Raw genomic sequence first — 15,609 nt, forward strand, 5'->3', positions numbered from 1 at the left:
GGTCAAACAGGTACGGGAGTTGGCTGGCAGGCATCTGTGCAGCCCAGCGAAGCTGATTCGCAAAATAGCGAACCAACATTGGTTGAAAACGGCAGTTTCCAACGCGAAATTACGTGCTGTAGACAATTAGCGAAGCAAGCTTCGCAATTGGTGAACCTACGTTCATGAGTAGCGAAATCAGCTTCGCTATAGCGTGCATAGCCCCTGTTGAGGCAGATTACAGCGAAATTTGCTTCGTTAAAAAGCGAAGCAGGTTCGCTAGCTGGTCAAACAGGTACGGGGAGTTGGCTGGCAGGCATCTGTGTAGCCCAGCGAAGCAGGTTCGTTAGCGGAACAAGAAGAGGATGTGGTGAACATTTGCGCGGAATAGGGAAGATGAGCAAGCAGTGAACTTGGCAAACATCTGCGCAGCCCAGCGAAGATGGGCAAGTGGGGACGTGGCGAGCGTTGTGCAGCATAGCGAATCAGCTCCACTAACCATGCAAAATAAAGAAATCCCGCTCTTCGGCATCAGCCGATGAGCGGGATTTCTTTATTTTGCCGCAAGGAAACGTTCGATGAAGGCCATAGCCTTTTCCGACTTATCAGATGTGACACGGATGCCGACGATAATGTTGTCCTTAGCGAGCACCGGAATATTCTTGATCAGCGAGCTGCGAGAGATATCGATGCCGTACACATGCTCGGCCGTATCTTCCTTCGTCTGGAACTTGAAGGCAGCGTTCGTCTGGAGCGCATCCTTCACTCTGCCTGTAGCGATATCGTCCATACTGAGGAATGCGCCCTGCGGGGCAATCCAGTTAAACGTCCCTTTGTCCAAGATGTAAATGTCCGGCTTCTCAGTCGCCAACATTACCATGGCTTTTTGCTGCGAGGCCATATCCATTTGATCCTTGGCTTCCATCGCAACATAGGTGAAATTTACTTTAAAACGCTTCCAATCCGGAAACTGAGCAAGCAGTGCATTTTCGATTTGTTCCTCTGTACCTGTTTTATTATCGTCTGAATTCATATAAAACTCGCCGATATACATCACCGATAGATCCACTGGAGGGAGACTTGCCAGCCGGGCTTGCTCTTCGCGATGGTCGATGTACAGTGAAACGGCGTAAATAATCAATGCAATGACTGCAACGCCGCCCAGCACATGGAATTTGTAATAGCGCCAGAAGTGGTCGACTTTTTTGGGCGGTTCCCGCCATGTTTTTATATTTTCCGTATTCCTGCGCATTGAATTGTTCAGCCGCAACCTTGTCCTCATACTCCAAAATAAACCGGTACGCACGGGTTACCGTTTCGAAATCGGGAGTGCCGGTCTGCACTCTGTCTGTCTCTGTTCCCGGCGCTTCGGCGGAACGCGCGGCGTCCTGCTGCTTTTGTCTGGAGCGTTCCTGACGCATCAAAATCGTGTAGCGTTTTTCCACTTCATCCTTGGATGCATGCTCGGGAAGGCCCATCGTCTTGTACGCTTGCTGCAATTCGTTCATGGGGATTCACCTCTGTCTATTTTAGGGGAGATCGATAATTCCTACACTCTAGTATACGGATTTAGATGAGAGATTTCCAATCATTCCGGGCAGTTCATTATTTAAACGCCAGGCAGCGCCTTCGGGCTACAAAAAGAGGGTCCTTATGGTATGATAGGAAAAAGCGCGAATGGGCTCGCAATAATCAGTCAATACATAGATTAACAGCTTAATAACGGGGGCTATTATATGTTAAAAGGCAAAACAATCATATTGGGCATCACCGGCGGAATCGCAGCTTATAAGGGAGCGGCGCTTTGCAGCAAGCTGGTGCAGGCCGGCGCAGATGTTCATGTCATTATGACAGAATCTGCGGCCAAGTTCATAACACCGCTTACGCTGCAAACTTTGTCGCGTCATCCCGTCTATATCGATACATTCGAGGAGAGGAACCCGTCTGTGGTCGCTCATATTCATCTGGCCGATCATGCCGACCTGATCGTTATTGCGCCAGCGACAGCGAATGCAATCGGCAAAATAGCGAATGGTCTCGCTGACGACATGCTCAGCACAACGATGCTGGCAGCGACAAGTCCGGTACTTATCGCTCCGGCTATGAACGTTCATATGTACGAGAATCCGGCTGTCGTCCGCAATCTGGAATTGCTTGCGGAGCGGGGCATGATGTTTGTTGAGCCCGGAACGGGCCAACTGGCATGCGGTTATGTGGCCAAGGGGCGTCTGGCTGAACCGGAGGACATTGTGAAAGCTGTAGAAGCTTTTTTTGCACAGGGCGATACGCTGGCTGGAAAGCGTGTGCTGGTGACAGCAGGCGGGACGGTGGAACGGCTTGATCCTGTCCGATATTTGACCAATGATTCATCGGGCAAAATGGGTTTTGCCATCGCTGAAGCCGCGAAAGCGATGGGAGCGAATGTGACGCTGATTGCCGGACGTACGTCGGCTCAGCCGCCTGCGGGAGTTGAGCTTATCCGGGTAGAATCGGCACAGCAGATGCTGGAGGCCGTTTCGGAACGCTTTGATTCGGCGGACATCGTTGTCAAAGCGGCTGCCGTCGCCGACTATAGACCCGTTAAGCAGCACGGGCAAAAGCTGAAAAAGGACGGCGAAAGCTTAACGCTGGAGTTGGAGCGTACGACCGATATTTTGCAAACACTTGGTAAAAGGAAGAAGGGGCAACTGCTGATCGGCTTTGCTGCCGAGACGGAAGATGTAGAGCGGTACGCCATGGACAAGCTGACGCGTAAAAACTGCGACCTCATCGTCGCCAATGACGTTGGAGCTGAAGGCGCAGGTTTTAACGGCGACACCAATATCGTTCAGTTGTACGGTCCGGAAGGATTAATTGAAGCGATGCCGATGCTGTCAAAGCGGGAAGTTGCTCAGCGGCTGCTTCTTCATGCGTTGAAAAGATTGGCTGGCACGCGGAGGCGATCGGAATGATCGCCAAAGTTATCGTCGATGTGCCGAGCCGCCAGACGGACCGGCCATTCGATTACGAGGTGCCGCCTGCTATGCAGGATTGGATTGAGGTAGGAAGCCGGGTAGGTGTTCCATTCGGCGGACGCGTTCTTCAAGGCTTCGTCATCGGCTTTGCCGAAACGGCCGGGATTGATGCCGCACGGATCAAACCGCTCTCTGAGCTGCTGGACCCGGTGCCGCCGCTGCTGCCTGATCTGATCGAGCTGGCGGAGTGGATCAGCGATAAGTACTGCTGCTCCTGGATCGCGGCATTGCAGGCGATGGTGCCGGCAGCTCTGAAAGGAAAGGTGCAGCGGCTCATCAGCTTGAACCCGGAGGCAGATGAGGAAGGAGACGGCTTAACCTCTCTGCTGCCTGATGAGTTAGCCGATTGGTTAGCTAAGCAGGGCCAGGCTAAGCTGGAGACCTTGCAGGAGCGTTTCCCTCAACATGCGGCTGCTGTGAAAATGGCGCTCCGCGAAGGGCTGCTTCTCGAGCAAGCATCGATCCGAGATCGGCTGGCGGTACGCAAAGTGCTGACCGTCTTCCCGCCGGATGATCGCGCCGCCGCTGAGCAGGCTCTCGCCGCTTTCCCGGCGCGAGCGGCGAAGCAGCGGGAACTGCTCGCGTTCATGCTGGAACGGGGCGAGCCGATGCAGCTGGCGGCAATGCTTGCAGAAGCGGGCGGCTCACCGGCAAGCGTCCGTTCGCTAGTCGACAAAGGGCTGCTCGGACTGCGCGAAGTCGAGCATCAGCGTGATCCGTACGCGGGACGCGAGTTCCAACATACAGAACCGCTGCCGCTGATGGAGGGCCAGCAAGCTGTCTACGAGCGGATCGCGGCTTCCGTCAGCCGGGGCGAGCCGCAGGCGATGCTGCTGCACGGTGTTACGGGCAGCGGTAAAACTGAAGTCTATCTGCAGTCTATCCAGCATTGTCTGGAGCTAGGTAAGCAAGCGATCGTGCTAGTGCCGGAAATATCGCTGACACCGCAAATGGTGGAACGGTTCAAAGGACGCTTCGGGGATGCAGTAGCTGTTCTGCACAGCCGGCTGTCGAATGGCGAAAGGTATGATGAATGGCGCAAAATAAGAAGCCGCCGCGTACAAGTCGCGATTGGAGCGAGATCCGCGATCTTTGCACCTTTCGAACGAATTGGGCTTATCATAATAGATGAAGAGCATGAATCCTCTTACAAGCAAGAGGAGAGTCCGAAATATCATGCCCGCGATGTTGCTGTGAAGCGTGCGAGACAGCATGGCGCAGCGGTTGTGCTGGGCTCGGCGACGCCGTCGCTGGAATCGTTCGCGGCAGCAAGCCGGCCGCCTGCACCGGGACGTGAATCGGGACTGCTGCCGATGCCGAACCGGGTTGGCGGCCGTCCAATGCCTCCGGTTGATGTGATCGACATGCGCGCCGAACTGCTGGAGGGCAACCGCTCCATGTTCAGCCGCCGCCTGCACGCGGCGTTGGCCGACCGTTTGGAGCGCGGCGAGCAATCGGTGCTGCTGCTTAACCGGCGGGGGTATTCGACATTCGTCATGTGCCGCTCCTGCGGTTATACGGCTGCCTGTCCGCATTGCGATATTTCGCTCACTTATCATCAAAAAACGCGTGCTTTGCGCTGTCACTATTGCGGGCATGCCGAGCTGGCACCGAAAAACTGCCCCTCCTGTGAAAGCGAGCATATCCGGTATTTCGGTACCGGCACGCAAAAGGTTGAGGAGGAGCTGGCGAAGCTGTTTCCCGGCATTCGTGTCATCCGAATGGATGTGGATACGACCACGGAAAAAAATGCGCATGAAAAGCTGCTGAAGCAGTTCGGCGACCGGGAAGCGGACGTTCTACTAGGTACGCAAATGGTTGCCAAGGGACTTGATTTTCCGTTCGTAACGCTTGTTGGCGTTATAGCGGCAGACACTTCACTGAATCTCCCTGATTTCCGGGCGGCGGAGCGCACGTTCCAGCTGCTGACGCAGGTAGCCGGGCGGGCCGGGCGCCATCATTTGCCGGGAGAGGTTGTCGTTCAAACTTATACACCGGAGCATTACGCGATCCAGACGGCGCAGCATCACGATTACGCCGCATTCATCCGCGAGGAGCTGAAACATCGCGGCGTAATGGGCTATCCGCCTTTTTGCCGCCTTGTACTCGTTACGATGTCGCATGAGCAGTTAGCGCAGCTCTCTTCCGTAAGCGAGCAGTTTGCCTCCCGTTTGCGCGAGCTGGCCGCCGCAGAAGGTGTCCTAGACTCGCTGGAAGGCGGATCAAAGCGTGCATTGGAGGTTCTGGGGCCTGTCTCTTCGCCAATTTCGCGAATGAAAGATCGCTACCGTTTTCAAGTTGTGATAAAATATCGGGGAAACATCGATGTGCCGGAGTTACTGCGAAAGGCGACCGCTCCTTTTTTAGAGGGACCTCAGCAAAAACAAGTGTTGTTCAGCATCGATGTCGACCCTCAGGTCATCTTATAAACTAAATACCATATACGGTTATAAAGGAAGGGAACTATTCATGGCTATTCGTATTATTGTTAAAGATCCAGATCCGGTGCTCAGAGAGCCAGCCAAAGAAGTAACGAAATTTAACTCCAATCTGCAAAAGCTTCTCAAAGATATGGCAGAGACGATGTATGACGCTGACGGTGTAGGTCTTGCCGCGCCGCAAATCGGTATCTCCAAGCGTGTTATCGTCGTTGATATCGGTGAGGAGGAGTCTGGCTTGATCGAGATGGTCAATCCCGTTATTGTCGAGCAGGAGGGTGAGCAATTGGGGCCGGAGGGCTGCCTTAGCATTCCGAACCTGAATGGCGACGTGAGACGTGCTGACCGGATCGTCGTAAACGGGCAATCGGCCGACGGCACGCCGTTTTCGGTGGAAGCGACCGGTTTTCTGGCGCGTGCTTTCCAGCATGAAGTCGACCATCTGAACGGCATTTTGTTCACCGACCTTGCCGAGAGTGTGTACGACATTTCGGAAAGACAACGCAAAGGCGGCGAGTAATCAAATGCGTATCGTATTTATGGGCACGCCAGATTTTGCCGTGCCGTCCTTGCGTCTTCTAATGGAGCAAGGCTATGACGTCGTCGCCGTGGTGACGCAGCCGGACCGCCCGAAGGGCCGCAAACGGACGCTGACGCCTCCACCGGTAAAAGAAGCTACGCTCGGCTACGGATTGCCTGTGCTGCAGCCGGAGCGGATGCGAAGCGAAGAAGCTGTTGCAGCCGTCGCAACTTATGAGCCGGAGCTGATCGTAACAGCCGCGTATGGGCAGATTTTGCCTAAAGGCGTGCTGGAGCTGCCCCGATTGGGATGTATCAACGTTCACGGCTCCTTGCTGCCGAAATACCGCGGCGGGGCTCCGATTCAGCGTTCTATTATGAACGGGGAGAAAGAAACCGGCGTTACGATTATGTATATGGCCGCAGGACTGGATACGGGCGATATGATCAGCAGAATTGTGGTGCCGATTGAGGATGAGGACACGTCCGGAACGATGTTCGAGAAGCTGAGCATTGCTGGCGCAGATCTGCTGGGCCGCACGCTGCCTGCTATTATAGCAGGAGAGGTGAAGGCTGAAGCGCAGCAGGACGAGCTGGCTACCTATGCGCCGAATCTGACGCGCGAGGATGAGCGGATTGACTGGAGCCGGACGTCCAGACAAATCTATGACCAGGTAAGGGGGCTTTCCCCTATGGCTGGTGCATTCACGACGCTTCAAGGCGAAGTGTTCAAGGTGTGGACCTGCGGCAAGCCGGAGAGCGGCTCTACTGGAGGCAACGGAGCACTTCCTGGTACGGTGCTGGAAGCCAGCGATAAAGGCATTGCTGTGAAGACGGGCAGCGGCACACTGCTGCTGCAGGATATTCAGCCTTCCGGGAAACGGGTGATGGCTGTATCTGAATGGCTGAAGGGCTCGAAGCTGGCAGCCGGAACTGTATTTGGCGGTGAAGCGTAATGAGCAATGGAGAGCAAATGAACGGTAACAAGAGCGGCGGCGCAAACGCTGCCCGTTCTACAGGCGGCAAAGGCCGCCCCGGCTCCCGCAGTCATGCTGGTGCTGGACAAGGGAAGGGCGGACAACGCGGCGGGCAAGCAACTGCTGGACGAGGGCGAGGCGGGCAAAGCCGCGGTAATACTCAAGGTCAGGGCAATAGCAATGCTCTTCGCGAGACAGCCGGCCCCCGCGCACAGGGCCAACCTCCACGTGCGGGCAGAGCGCCGCGTACGCCGCGGGAGCTGGCGCTGGATACGCTGGTTAAGGTTGCTGAGACCGGCGCATACAGCAATCTGCAGTTGAATCGCGCCCTTCAGGACGCACAGCTGCAGCGCGCAGATGCGGCACTCGCAACAGAGCTTGTATACGGCACGATTCAGCGGCAGCTTACGCTGGACCATTGGCTGAGCAAATTTGCTGCCAAAGGTTTGCACAAGCTGGAGCCGTGGGTGCATCAACTGCTGCGCATGAGTGCATACCAGCTGTTGTACCTCGATCGAATCCCGGCCCATGCAGCGGTGAATGAAGCGGTGACGATCGCCAAACGGCGCGGACACCAAGGCATCTCGGGAATGGTGAACGGCATTCTCCGCAGCATAGACCGTAATCGGGCTGAGCTGACAGTATCAGCGATTAACGATAAGGATCCGGTCGCGAGAATCGCGCTGCGCCACTCTTACCCGGAGTGGCTGGTGCAAAGATGGATAGAGGCTTATGGCGCGGAAGCGGCGGAAGCGATTTGTGCGGCAGGCAACGAGCCGCCTCACGCCAGCCTGCGCATCAATCCGCTGCGCGAAGTGAGGGAAGAGGCGCTCCGGCAATTGACGGAGCAAGGCTTCGATGCTTCGGCCTCAGCTATTGCTCCAGCGGGCATTGCTGTTCGCCGGGGCGGCAACTTAGCCGATACGGAAGGCTTCCGCGAAGGCAAATGGACAGTGCAGGACGAGAGCTCTATGCTTGTGGCCGAGGTGGCTTCGCCGCAGCCGGGCATGCAGGTGCTGGACTGCTGTGCTGCGCCTGGCGGCAAGTCAACGCATTTGGCCGAGCTTATGGAAGGCAAAGGCAAAGTATGGGCGAATGATCTGCATCCGCATAAGGCGCCATTAATTGAAGCGCAAGCGGAGCGGCTTGGGCTGAGCAATATTGAGGTTATTACCGGCGATGCAGGCGCGCTTGATGAGCGCTTCAAGAAGTCATCCATGGACGTCATATTGCTAGACGCGCCATGCTCCGGCTTCGGCGTCATCCGGCGAAAGCCGGAGATCAAATGGACGAAGACGGCAGGCGATGTTGCAGAAATTGCAGCGATTCAGCGCAGACTGCTTCGCACGGCGGCTCATCTGGTCAAACCGGGCGGGACGCTCGTCTATAGCACCTGTACGATTGAGAAGGCCGAGAATGAGCAGCAGGTTACGGCATTTCTGTCTGAGCATCCTGAATTCGAGCTGGATGCCGGCTGGCCGGAAGCCGTGCTCCGTCCGCTTCGGCAAGCAGGAGCGATTGACGATAGCTTCAAGGGACAAGCGCAGCTGCTGCCGCAGCATTTTGACAGCGACGGCTTCTACATCGCCCGTATGCGCAAGCGTGCTTAAGCCGTTTGTGGCTGTGCATGGGCGTTTGTGGTAAAATAAATCATCAGCGGAGCAGGCTATGCCTGCTATCCGCGCCAATTCAGAGTCAGGTGTGATAAAAAACAATGAAACCTATTATTTATGACTATACGCTGGAACAGCTTCAAGATTGGATGAAAGAGAACGGGGAGCCTGCTTTCCGGGGCGGCCAGTTGTTCGATTGGCTGTATGTAAAGCGCGTTAAGAGCTTCGAGGATATGTCGAATTTGCCGAAAATGCTGCGCGATAAGCTGGAGGACTATTTCCAATTTGTGACGCTGACTGAAATTACGAAGTTCGAATCGAAGGACGGCACTGTAAAGTTTCTGTTCGGGCTGCATGACAACCATGCAATTGAGACCGTTATTATGCGCCACGATTACGGCAACAGCATCTGCGTTACGACGCAGGTCGGCTGCCGGATCGGCTGTACGTTTTGCGCATCGACGCTTGGCGGCTTGAAACGGAATTTGACTGCCGGCGAGATCGTCGCTCAGGTTGTAACGGCTCAGCAAATGCTGGACGCAACGAATGAGCGCGTATCCAGCATCGTAATCATGGGTTCTGGCGAGCCGTTTGAGAACTATGACGCGACGATGGCTTTTCTGCGTATTATGATTCATGAGAAGGGTCTGAACATTGGACAGCGCCATATTACCGTCTCAACGAGCGGTATCGTGCCAAGCATGTATAAGTTTACGGAAGAAAACACGCAGATCAATCTGGCGATTTCAATTCATGCGCCGAATGACAAGCTGCGCTCGAAGCTGATGCCGGTTAACCGCCGCTTTCCTTTCGAGGATGTTATGGCCGCGTGCCGCAACCATATTGCGAAGACAGGCCGCCGTATTACGTTCGAGTATGCATTAATCGGAGGCGTAAATGACCGTGCCGAGCATGCGCAGGAGCTTGCAGATGTGCTGCAAGGGATGCTGTGCCACGTTAACCTCATTCCGGTCAACCATGTGCCGGAGCGCAATTATGTTCGTACGCCGCGCGAGGACATTTTCGAATTTCAGCGCATTCTGGAACGCAACAAGATCAACGCAACGATCCGCAGGGAGCAGGGCCATGATATTGCCGCAGCATGCGGTCAATTAAGGGCGAAACATATGGAGTCCACGACGGGGTGATGACGGTTGTTAATTACGGCAAGCCGAAGTGATATTGGACGTATTCGTCAAATTAATGAAGACCGCTCTTGGGTAGGGCAGCTGGCAAACGGCATTACGCTGGCGATCGTTGCCGATGGCATGGGCGGTCATCAGGCGGGTGACGTCGCCAGCCAGCTGGCTGTCAATTCTTTCCGCGATTCGATGGAACAAAAAGCGGGTAAAGACGGGTTGACGCTGCAAGAGGGGAAAATGCTCATTCGGCAAGCGATTGTCGGAGCCAATGACGTTGTCTACGATATGGCTTCCCGCAATGAGCAGTACTACAATATGGGGACGACTGTCGTTGCGGCGATGCTTATTGGCATGGAGACGATTATTGGCCATATTGGCGACAGCCGCGTGTATCATATTGCCAAAGGGAACATTACGCAGCTGACCGAGGATCACACGCTCGTTAACGAGCTGTTCAAATCCGGTCAGGTAAGTGCGGAGGAAGCTGCTAATCATCCCCGCCGCAACGTAATTACCCGTGCAGTAGGAACGGACGCTCAGGTGGAGGTCGATGTTTTGACCACTATTCTGGAGCCGGACGATGTTCTGCTGTTATGCAGCGACGGCTTGACCAACATGGTCAATGACGAGCAGATTTTGCAGACCGTTCTGGAAGAGGGACCGGATCTGTCCGAGAAAGCGGAGCGCCTCATCCAACTGGCGCTTAGTGCGGGCGGAGACGACAATATTACCGTCGTGCTTATCCAAGATACCGCGGGCGCTTCGAACCAAGGGGGTGACAACGGATGATCGGACATGATCTTGGCGGACGCTACGAAATATTGACCCGGATCGGCGGAGGCGGAATGGCGCTGGTGTATAAAGCGCATGACGTCTTGCTGAACCGGAATGTTGCAGTTAAAGTGCTGCGGCAGCAATTCGTCCATGACGAGGAGTTTATTCGCCGCTTCCGGCGCGAGGCGCAGTCAGCGGCGTCGCTGTCGCATCCTAACGTTGTCAGCATCTATGATGTCGGGCAAGAGGACGATACCCATTATATCGTCATGGAATATATCGAAGGCCATAATTTAAATGAAATTATTCAAGAGCGAGCGCCGCTGCAAACCGATGAAGCGGTGCGAATTGCCGTGCAAATATGCGACGCGCTCGACCATGCGCATCAGAACCATATTATTCACCGCGATATTAAGCCGCATAATATATTGATCGGCAAAAACGGGAGAGTAAAGGTAACGGACTTCGGCATCGCGAGAGCTGCTACAGCATCGACGATCACGCAGACCGGCTCGGTTATCGGCTCCGTTCATTACTTTTCTCCCGAGCATGCCAAAGGTGTCAATACCGGAGAGAAATCCGATCTCTATTCGCTCGGCATCGTCATCTACCAGATGCTGACCGGCAAGCTTCCTTTTCTGGGAGAAAGCCCGATCAGTGTAGCGCTCAAGCATTTACAGGAGGATTTCGAATCACCGAGAGTCGTGAATCCGCATATTCCGCAAAGCGTGGAAAATATCATTCTGAAGTCTACACGTAAAAATCAGTCGGAGCGTTACAACTCCGCACATGAAATGCTGCAGGACCTTGACTCCTGTTTAAAACCGGAGAGGCTGAATGAGCCGAAGGCAACGTTCGTAAGCGACAGTGACATGGACGAGACGCGCGTCATGCCGGCGATTCGCGGAGATTTTCGTCCTTCGCCGCCACCGCCACCGCAGTCTATGACGCCACCGCCAGTTGAAAAGCTGGAGCGGGACCGTTCGCCGGGGCAGCAGAACGACAGCAAGCGGAAGGAAGAGACCGCTGCGACTAAGAAGCCTATGAGCGGGAAGCGGACTGCGTCTATCATTGTCATCACGCTCGTTGTGCTGGCTTTAATCGTCTGGGGCTTCAGTGCCGTATTGAAAAAGCTGGACGTGGAAGAGGTAAAAGTTCCTTACGTAGTTGGCAAGCAGTTGAAAGAAGCTAGAGAAGAGCTCGAGGCAGCCGGACTGAGCGTTGAGGACCCGGTTACGGAAGAGTTTAAGGCCGACATTCCAGCCGGAAAGGTCTATGAGCAGACGAAAGCCAATATGCTGGTGAAGCAAGGCTCATTTATCCACCTTTCCGTCAGCAAAGGCGCAGAGCTTGAGAAGCTTTCTGAATACAAAGGGCAAAAGCTGCAGGTCGCGAAAGATGAGCTTTCCGCGCTTGGTGTCGATGTAGAAGACCGTTCTGTATTTAAAGTAGAAGAATTGTACAGCGATCAGGATGCCGGCACGATTATTAACCAGACTCCTGCAGCGGGTACTGAATTTAATCCGAAAGACGTTCAATTTACCTTTATGGTCAGCAAGGGCCGCGAGACGTTCCCGATGCCAAATCTGGTCGGCAAGACTGTTGCTGAGGCGAAAGATGAAATAAGGGCGTATGAGCTGGTGCTGAACAATGACGACATTTTGTATGAGCCGAGCTACGACGTGAAGAAAGGAATCGTCATCGATTCCGATCCATACAAGTACAAGGACCCAGTGTCGAAAGGCAAGAAGATATCCATCCGGGTCAGCTCCGGTCCTCCTGCGGATGCGAAGGAGCATCAGTTCAACATAACGATCTCGCCAACGCTGGCAGGTAAGACGAGTGAAATCCGAATCGTTTATTCCGATGCTCTAGGAGAGACGGTGGAGTGGGGCAAACGGCAAATTCAAGAGACACAGACGTTCCCGGTCAAGGTGCTCTTAAGGCCGGACGGTGAAGCGACGGTATTCGTATACCGGGATGGCCAATATGTCGATAAGAAAACCGATCACCTATGCAGAAATTACTAAAGGCTCTGGTTCGACGACGGTGACCATACCTGGAGCGGACCCTACTCCTCCTCCAGTAATAGATGTGCCTACCGATACCGATCCTGTGGAAACGCATGGGCTGCAAACCGACGGCAATAGCGGCGGAGATGGAGAACATACAGATGAGCAACACTAAGCAGTTGAAAGGTCGCATTGTAAAAGCGTTAAGCGGTTATTATTACGTTCTGCCGGCAGAGGAAGGTCCTTCCGGTCAGACGGTGCAATGCCGCGCTCGAGGCGTGTTTAAGAAAAATGGGAATTAACCCGCTCGTCGGCGACGAGGTTTATTACAGCTTAACGGAGAACGGTGAAGGAACGGTGGAAGAAATTTTGCCCCGTTCCTCCGAGCTCATTCGCCCGCCTGTCTCCAACATTGATCTGGCGATTCTGGTCTTCTCCGTCACGGAGCCGACCTTGAATCTGCAATTGCTGGACAAGTTTCTTGTTCATATCGAGCATACGGGAATTGAAGCCGTGCTTTGTCTCAGTAAGCAGGACTTGGAAAAGGACGGCAGTGAGACGAAAGCGGCATCTGAGGCTGCCGCCGCAGTTAACCGGATTTATTCGGCTATTGGTTATGAGGTATACGGCACGAGCTCGAGGCTTGGAGAAGGTGTTGAGGCGCTGCATGAACGGCTGCAAGGCCATCTTGCCGTATTCGCCGGTCAATCCGGCGTCGGCAAATCGTCGCTGCTTAACGCAATCGTACCAGGACTTGAGCTGGAGACGAACGCAATCAGCAATCGGCTTGGCCGGGGCAAGCATACGACCCGCCATGTAGAGCTGATCGAGATCGGCGGCGCTTATGTAGCGGATACGCCAGGTTTTAGCCAGCTGGATTTCGCCGAGCTTGGCATCGAGGATCTTGGCTATTGCTTCCGCGAGATGCGGGAGCTGTCGCCGGATTGCAAATTCCGGGCTTGCACTCACGTGCATGAGCCGGGCTGCGCCGTGTTGAAAGCGGTCGAGGAAGGGCAGATCGAACAAAGCCGCCACCAACATTACTTGCTGTTTATGGCGGAAATGAAAGAGAAAAAACGGAGGTACTAACCTAATGGCATTAATCGCACCTTCTATTTTGTCGGCAGATTTCGCCCGCCTGGGCGAGGAGATCAAGGAAGCAGAGCAGGCAGGAGCCGATTGGATTCACGTTGACGTGATGGACGGATTATTCGTTCCGAATCTGACCTTTGGCCCTCCAGTAATTGGCGCCGTACGTTCGGCAACGAAGCTGCCGTTCGATGTACATCTGATGATTGAACGCCCGGAGCTGTCTATTGCGAGCTATGCGGCGGCTGGAGCGGATCGGATTACAATACATGCGGAAGCTTGCCTTCATTTGCATAGAACGATTCATCAGATTAAAGAACTGGGACTGCCAGCAGGCGTAGCGCTTAATCCAGCGACGCCGGTATCGGTGCTCGATTGTATTATCGATGATCTGGACCTTGTATTGATCATGACGGTTAATCCGGGCTTTGGCGGCCAATCCTTCATTCCCCAATCGCTGAACAAACTTCGCCAGCTGCGTAAGCTGCTTAGCGAGCGCGGTTTGGATCATGTGCATGTACAGGTGGATGGCGGCATTAACAGCGAAACTTCGAAGCTGGTTATGGAAGCCGGGGCGAATGTTCTGGTTGCAGGAAATGCCGTGTTTGGCGAAAGCGACCGCGCTGCAGCAATTGCGGCATTGAGATAGGAGGCGGACCTGTGGCGAATCCTATGGATTTGGACTTGGATGAGTACGAAGAGCCGAGATGGAAGACCGTACTTTGGATTTTGCTTTATTCATTGGTATGCGGTTTACTGCTTATGGCCTTTTCGCTTATCGCGTCAATCGTAAAGTTTGTCTTTTCGCTTGCGGCGTTGTTTTTAATTATCCGATTTTTCAAACGTTACGAGCGATGGGGCGCAAGGGGCGCCTTCATTGCACTGACGGTTGTCTTTTATTTCTTGTCAGCGGTTATAGCGGCGTTCTTCATTTATATGCAGCAATATGGCGGCCAATAGGGAAGGGTATAAGCGGGCGTCTGGCAATGGAATAGGACGACTGTACGCCGCATAGGATGGTTACATGAACGAAGGTTCGTGTAGCCATTTTTTTATGGGGAAAAGCAAGCTTGAATTCTGGCATGGCTGCTTGTTTTTCAGAGGCTGCACATAGCTTCGCTGCCAAAGGACGATGCATAACGGATACAATCGGCTGATCAGGCAATTGCCGATGAAGGAAGGGAACTAAGCTTAAATCAACGTTTCGACGAGTGTCTGGGGAGGGATGGGGCATGAAATTTTACACGATCAAGCTGCCGAAATTTTTGGGCGGATTCGTCAAAGCCATATTGAATACGTTCCAAAAAAACTAGGGTGTGTCTGAGAACTCTGAGGGCAGCAAATTTTGCTGAATTTTCGTTTCATGCAAGGCGCGTTTGTGAAGGCGTACCCGGGGGTACGTCAAGCAAACGGAACGAAGCAGGGGGCGGAAAGGCGGTGAAAGGTGCCACTGAACGAGTTTTCAGACACGCCCTAGGTTCGCAGTAGCAGCATCCATCGAATGATCGTGGTTATACGAAAAAAAAGCACCTGAGTTCAGGTGCTTTTTGTCTACCGCCGGAAAATTCCATGCGGAGGTTGTTATACTATACACGAGTGATTTTGCCGGATTTCAGCGCGCGAGTGCTGACGTAAACACGTTTCGGTTTACCATCAACCAAGATGCGGACTTTCTGCACGTTTACACCCCAAGAACGACGGTTTTTGTTATTCGCGTGGGAAACGTGGTTGCCTGTACCAGGCGATTTGCCTGTAATGAAACATTTGCGGGACATGAGTACACCTCCTTCAAAAGCCTACTTCGTTAGCATGCGCTTTAAGTTTTGCTTCTCAGAGCTTGCGCTCATCGTTCAGGACGACTGAGGCAGCTGCTGCAGCAAAAATGTTTGGTTGCATAAGCGGTAAAGTCCGTGCGTGCTGCATTCCAATCTAAAGCAACCATGGCTTGTATGAGCCGTAATAAAGCCTACACATAAACACACTTGAATATCGTATCACAATTATGATGGCTCAGCAACTTAAAAGTGCGTAAACGGCGAACATTTTCCGAGG

General features: G+C 53.8%; 14 protein-coding genes and 1 pseudogene. 13 read left to right on the forward strand and 2 right to left on the reverse strand.

From position 1 onward, the window contains the following. Positions 1-532: 532 nt before the first annotated feature. Entirely contained in the window at positions 533-1,249 is a 717-nt protein-coding gene (locus tag TY10_RS02160) for a hypothetical protein (RefSeq protein ID WP_052350298.1), read from the reverse strand. A 466-nt stretch (positions 1,250-1,715) separates the two neighbouring features. Here TY10_RS02160 and coaBC point away from each other — a divergent pair, with 466 nt between their 5' ends. The 13 genes and pseudogenes from coaBC to spoVM all read left to right on the forward strand — a co-directional run bounded on the left by coaBC (position 1,716) and on the right by spoVM (position 14,870). After that, positions 1,716-2,930: a bifunctional phosphopantothenoylcysteine decarboxylase/phosphopantothenate--cysteine ligase CoaBC gene (gene coaBC / locus TY10_RS02165; protein WP_042160134.1), complete on the forward strand. Its 1,215-nt coding sequence runs from the start codon at positions 1,716-1,718 to the stop codon at positions 2,928-2,930. Then, complete coding sequence (gene priA, locus TY10_RS02170) at positions 2,927-5,422, forward strand: primosomal protein N' (protein ID WP_042160137.1); 2,496 nt, start codon at positions 2,927-2,929, stop codon at positions 5,420-5,422. Before coaBC ends, priA begins: the two co-directional genes overlap by 4 nt. A 40-nt stretch (positions 5,423-5,462) precedes the next feature. Further along, on the forward strand, positions 5,463-5,951 hold the full coding sequence (gene def, locus TY10_RS02175) for a peptide deformylase (RefSeq protein WP_042160138.1): 489 nt from the start codon (positions 5,463-5,465) through the stop codon (positions 5,949-5,951). Between the two features lie 4 nt (positions 5,952-5,955). After that, complete coding sequence (gene fmt / locus TY10_RS02180) at positions 5,956-6,906, forward strand: methionyl-tRNA formyltransferase (RefSeq protein ID WP_042160140.1); 951 nt, start codon at positions 5,956-5,958, stop codon at positions 6,904-6,906. After that, positions 6,906-8,537, forward strand: a complete 1,632-nt coding sequence (rsmB, locus tag TY10_RS02185; protein WP_238327406.1) for a 16S rRNA (cytosine(967)-C(5))-methyltransferase RsmB — start codon at positions 6,906-6,908, stop codon at positions 8,535-8,537. The genes fmt and rsmB overlap by 1 nt, the downstream gene beginning before the upstream one ends. Before the next feature lie 104 nt (positions 8,538-8,641). Continuing rightward, positions 8,642-9,688, forward strand: a complete 1,047-nt coding sequence (gene rlmN / locus TY10_RS02190) for a dual-specificity RNA methyltransferase RlmN (RefSeq protein WP_042160142.1) — start codon at positions 8,642-8,644, stop codon at positions 9,686-9,688. 6 nt (positions 9,689-9,694) lie between these two features. Further along, positions 9,695-10,471, forward strand: a complete 777-nt coding sequence (locus TY10_RS02195) for a Stp1/IreP family PP2C-type Ser/Thr phosphatase (protein ID WP_042160144.1) — start codon at positions 9,695-9,697, stop codon at positions 10,469-10,471. Further along, complete coding sequence (gene pknB, locus TY10_RS02200; RefSeq protein ID WP_052350299.1) at positions 10,468-12,486, forward strand: Stk1 family PASTA domain-containing Ser/Thr kinase; 2,019 nt, start codon at positions 10,468-10,470, stop codon at positions 12,484-12,486. The genes TY10_RS02195 and pknB overlap by 4 nt, the downstream gene beginning before the upstream one ends. Beyond that, positions 12,446-12,643, forward strand: coding sequence for a hypothetical protein (locus TY10_RS31220; protein WP_238327407.1), 198 nt, complete (start codon positions 12,446-12,448; stop codon positions 12,641-12,643). The genes pknB and TY10_RS31220 overlap by 41 nt, the downstream gene beginning before the upstream one ends. Continuing rightward, positions 12,630-13,557: pseudogene (rsgA, locus tag TY10_RS02205) on the forward strand (ribosome small subunit-dependent GTPase A). The gene TY10_RS31220 and the pseudogene rsgA overlap by 14 nt, the downstream one beginning before the upstream one ends. Positions 13,558-13,561: 4 nt before the next feature. Continuing rightward, positions 13,562-14,206 carry a ribulose-phosphate 3-epimerase gene (rpe, locus tag TY10_RS02210; RefSeq protein ID WP_042160146.1) on the forward strand — a complete coding sequence of 215 codons (645 nt, stop codon included), beginning with the start codon at positions 13,562-13,564 and terminating at the stop codon, positions 14,204-14,206. An 11-nt stretch (positions 14,207-14,217) separates the two neighbouring features. Further along, a complete protein-coding gene (locus tag TY10_RS02215) occupies positions 14,218-14,517 on the forward strand; it encodes a hypothetical protein (protein ID WP_238327408.1) in 300 nt (99 codons plus the stop codon). 272 nt (positions 14,518-14,789) lie between these two features. After that, positions 14,790-14,870, forward strand: coding sequence for a stage V sporulation protein SpoVM (gene spoVM, locus TY10_RS02220; protein ID WP_010345573.1), 81 nt, complete (start codon positions 14,790-14,792; stop codon positions 14,868-14,870). 273 nt (positions 14,871-15,143) lie between these two features. Here spoVM and rpmB read toward each other — a convergent pair whose 3' ends face one another. Next, entirely contained in the window at positions 15,144-15,332 is a 189-nt protein-coding gene (gene rpmB, locus TY10_RS02225; protein WP_042160148.1) for a 50S ribosomal protein L28, read from the reverse strand. Between the last annotated feature and the right edge of the window lie 277 nt (positions 15,333-15,609).

Origin of the sequence: Paenibacillus gorillae, from assembly GCF_000513275.1 — a bacterium.
Lineage (GTDB): Bacteria > Bacillota > Bacilli > Paenibacillales > Paenibacillaceae > Pristimantibacillus > Pristimantibacillus gorillae.

Coding starts and splice junctions, on each gene's coding strand:
- TY10_RS31220 (WP_238327407.1), top strand. CDS start 12,446: ATGTCGATAAGAAAACCGATCACCTATGCAGAAATTACTAAAGGCTCT.
- spoVM (WP_010345573.1), top strand. CDS start 14,790: ATGAAATTTTACACGATCAAGCTGCCGAAATTTTTGGGCGGATTCGTC.
- coaBC (WP_042160134.1), top strand. CDS start 1,716: ATGTTAAAAGGCAAAACAATCATATTGGGCATCACCGGCGGAATCGCA.
- rlmN (WP_042160142.1), top strand. CDS start 8,642: ATGAAACCTATTATTTATGACTATACGCTGGAACAGCTTCAAGATTGG.
- fmt (WP_042160140.1), top strand. CDS start 5,956: ATGCGTATCGTATTTATGGGCACGCCAGATTTTGCCGTGCCGTCCTTG.
- priA (WP_042160137.1), top strand. CDS start 2,927: ATGATCGCCAAAGTTATCGTCGATGTGCCGAGCCGCCAGACGGACCGG.
- rpe (WP_042160146.1), top strand. CDS start 13,562: ATGGCATTAATCGCACCTTCTATTTTGTCGGCAGATTTCGCCCGCCTG.
- pknB (WP_052350299.1), top strand. CDS start 10,468: ATGATCGGACATGATCTTGGCGGACGCTACGAAATATTGACCCGGATC.
- rsmB (WP_238327406.1), top strand. CDS start 6,906: ATGAGCAATGGAGAGCAAATGAACGGTAACAAGAGCGGCGGCGCAAAC.
- rpmB (WP_042160148.1), bottom strand. CDS start 15,332: ATGTCCCGCAAATGTTTCATTACAGGCAAATCGCCTGGTACAGGCAAC.
- def (WP_042160138.1), top strand. CDS start 5,463: ATGGCTATTCGTATTATTGTTAAAGATCCAGATCCGGTGCTCAGAGAG.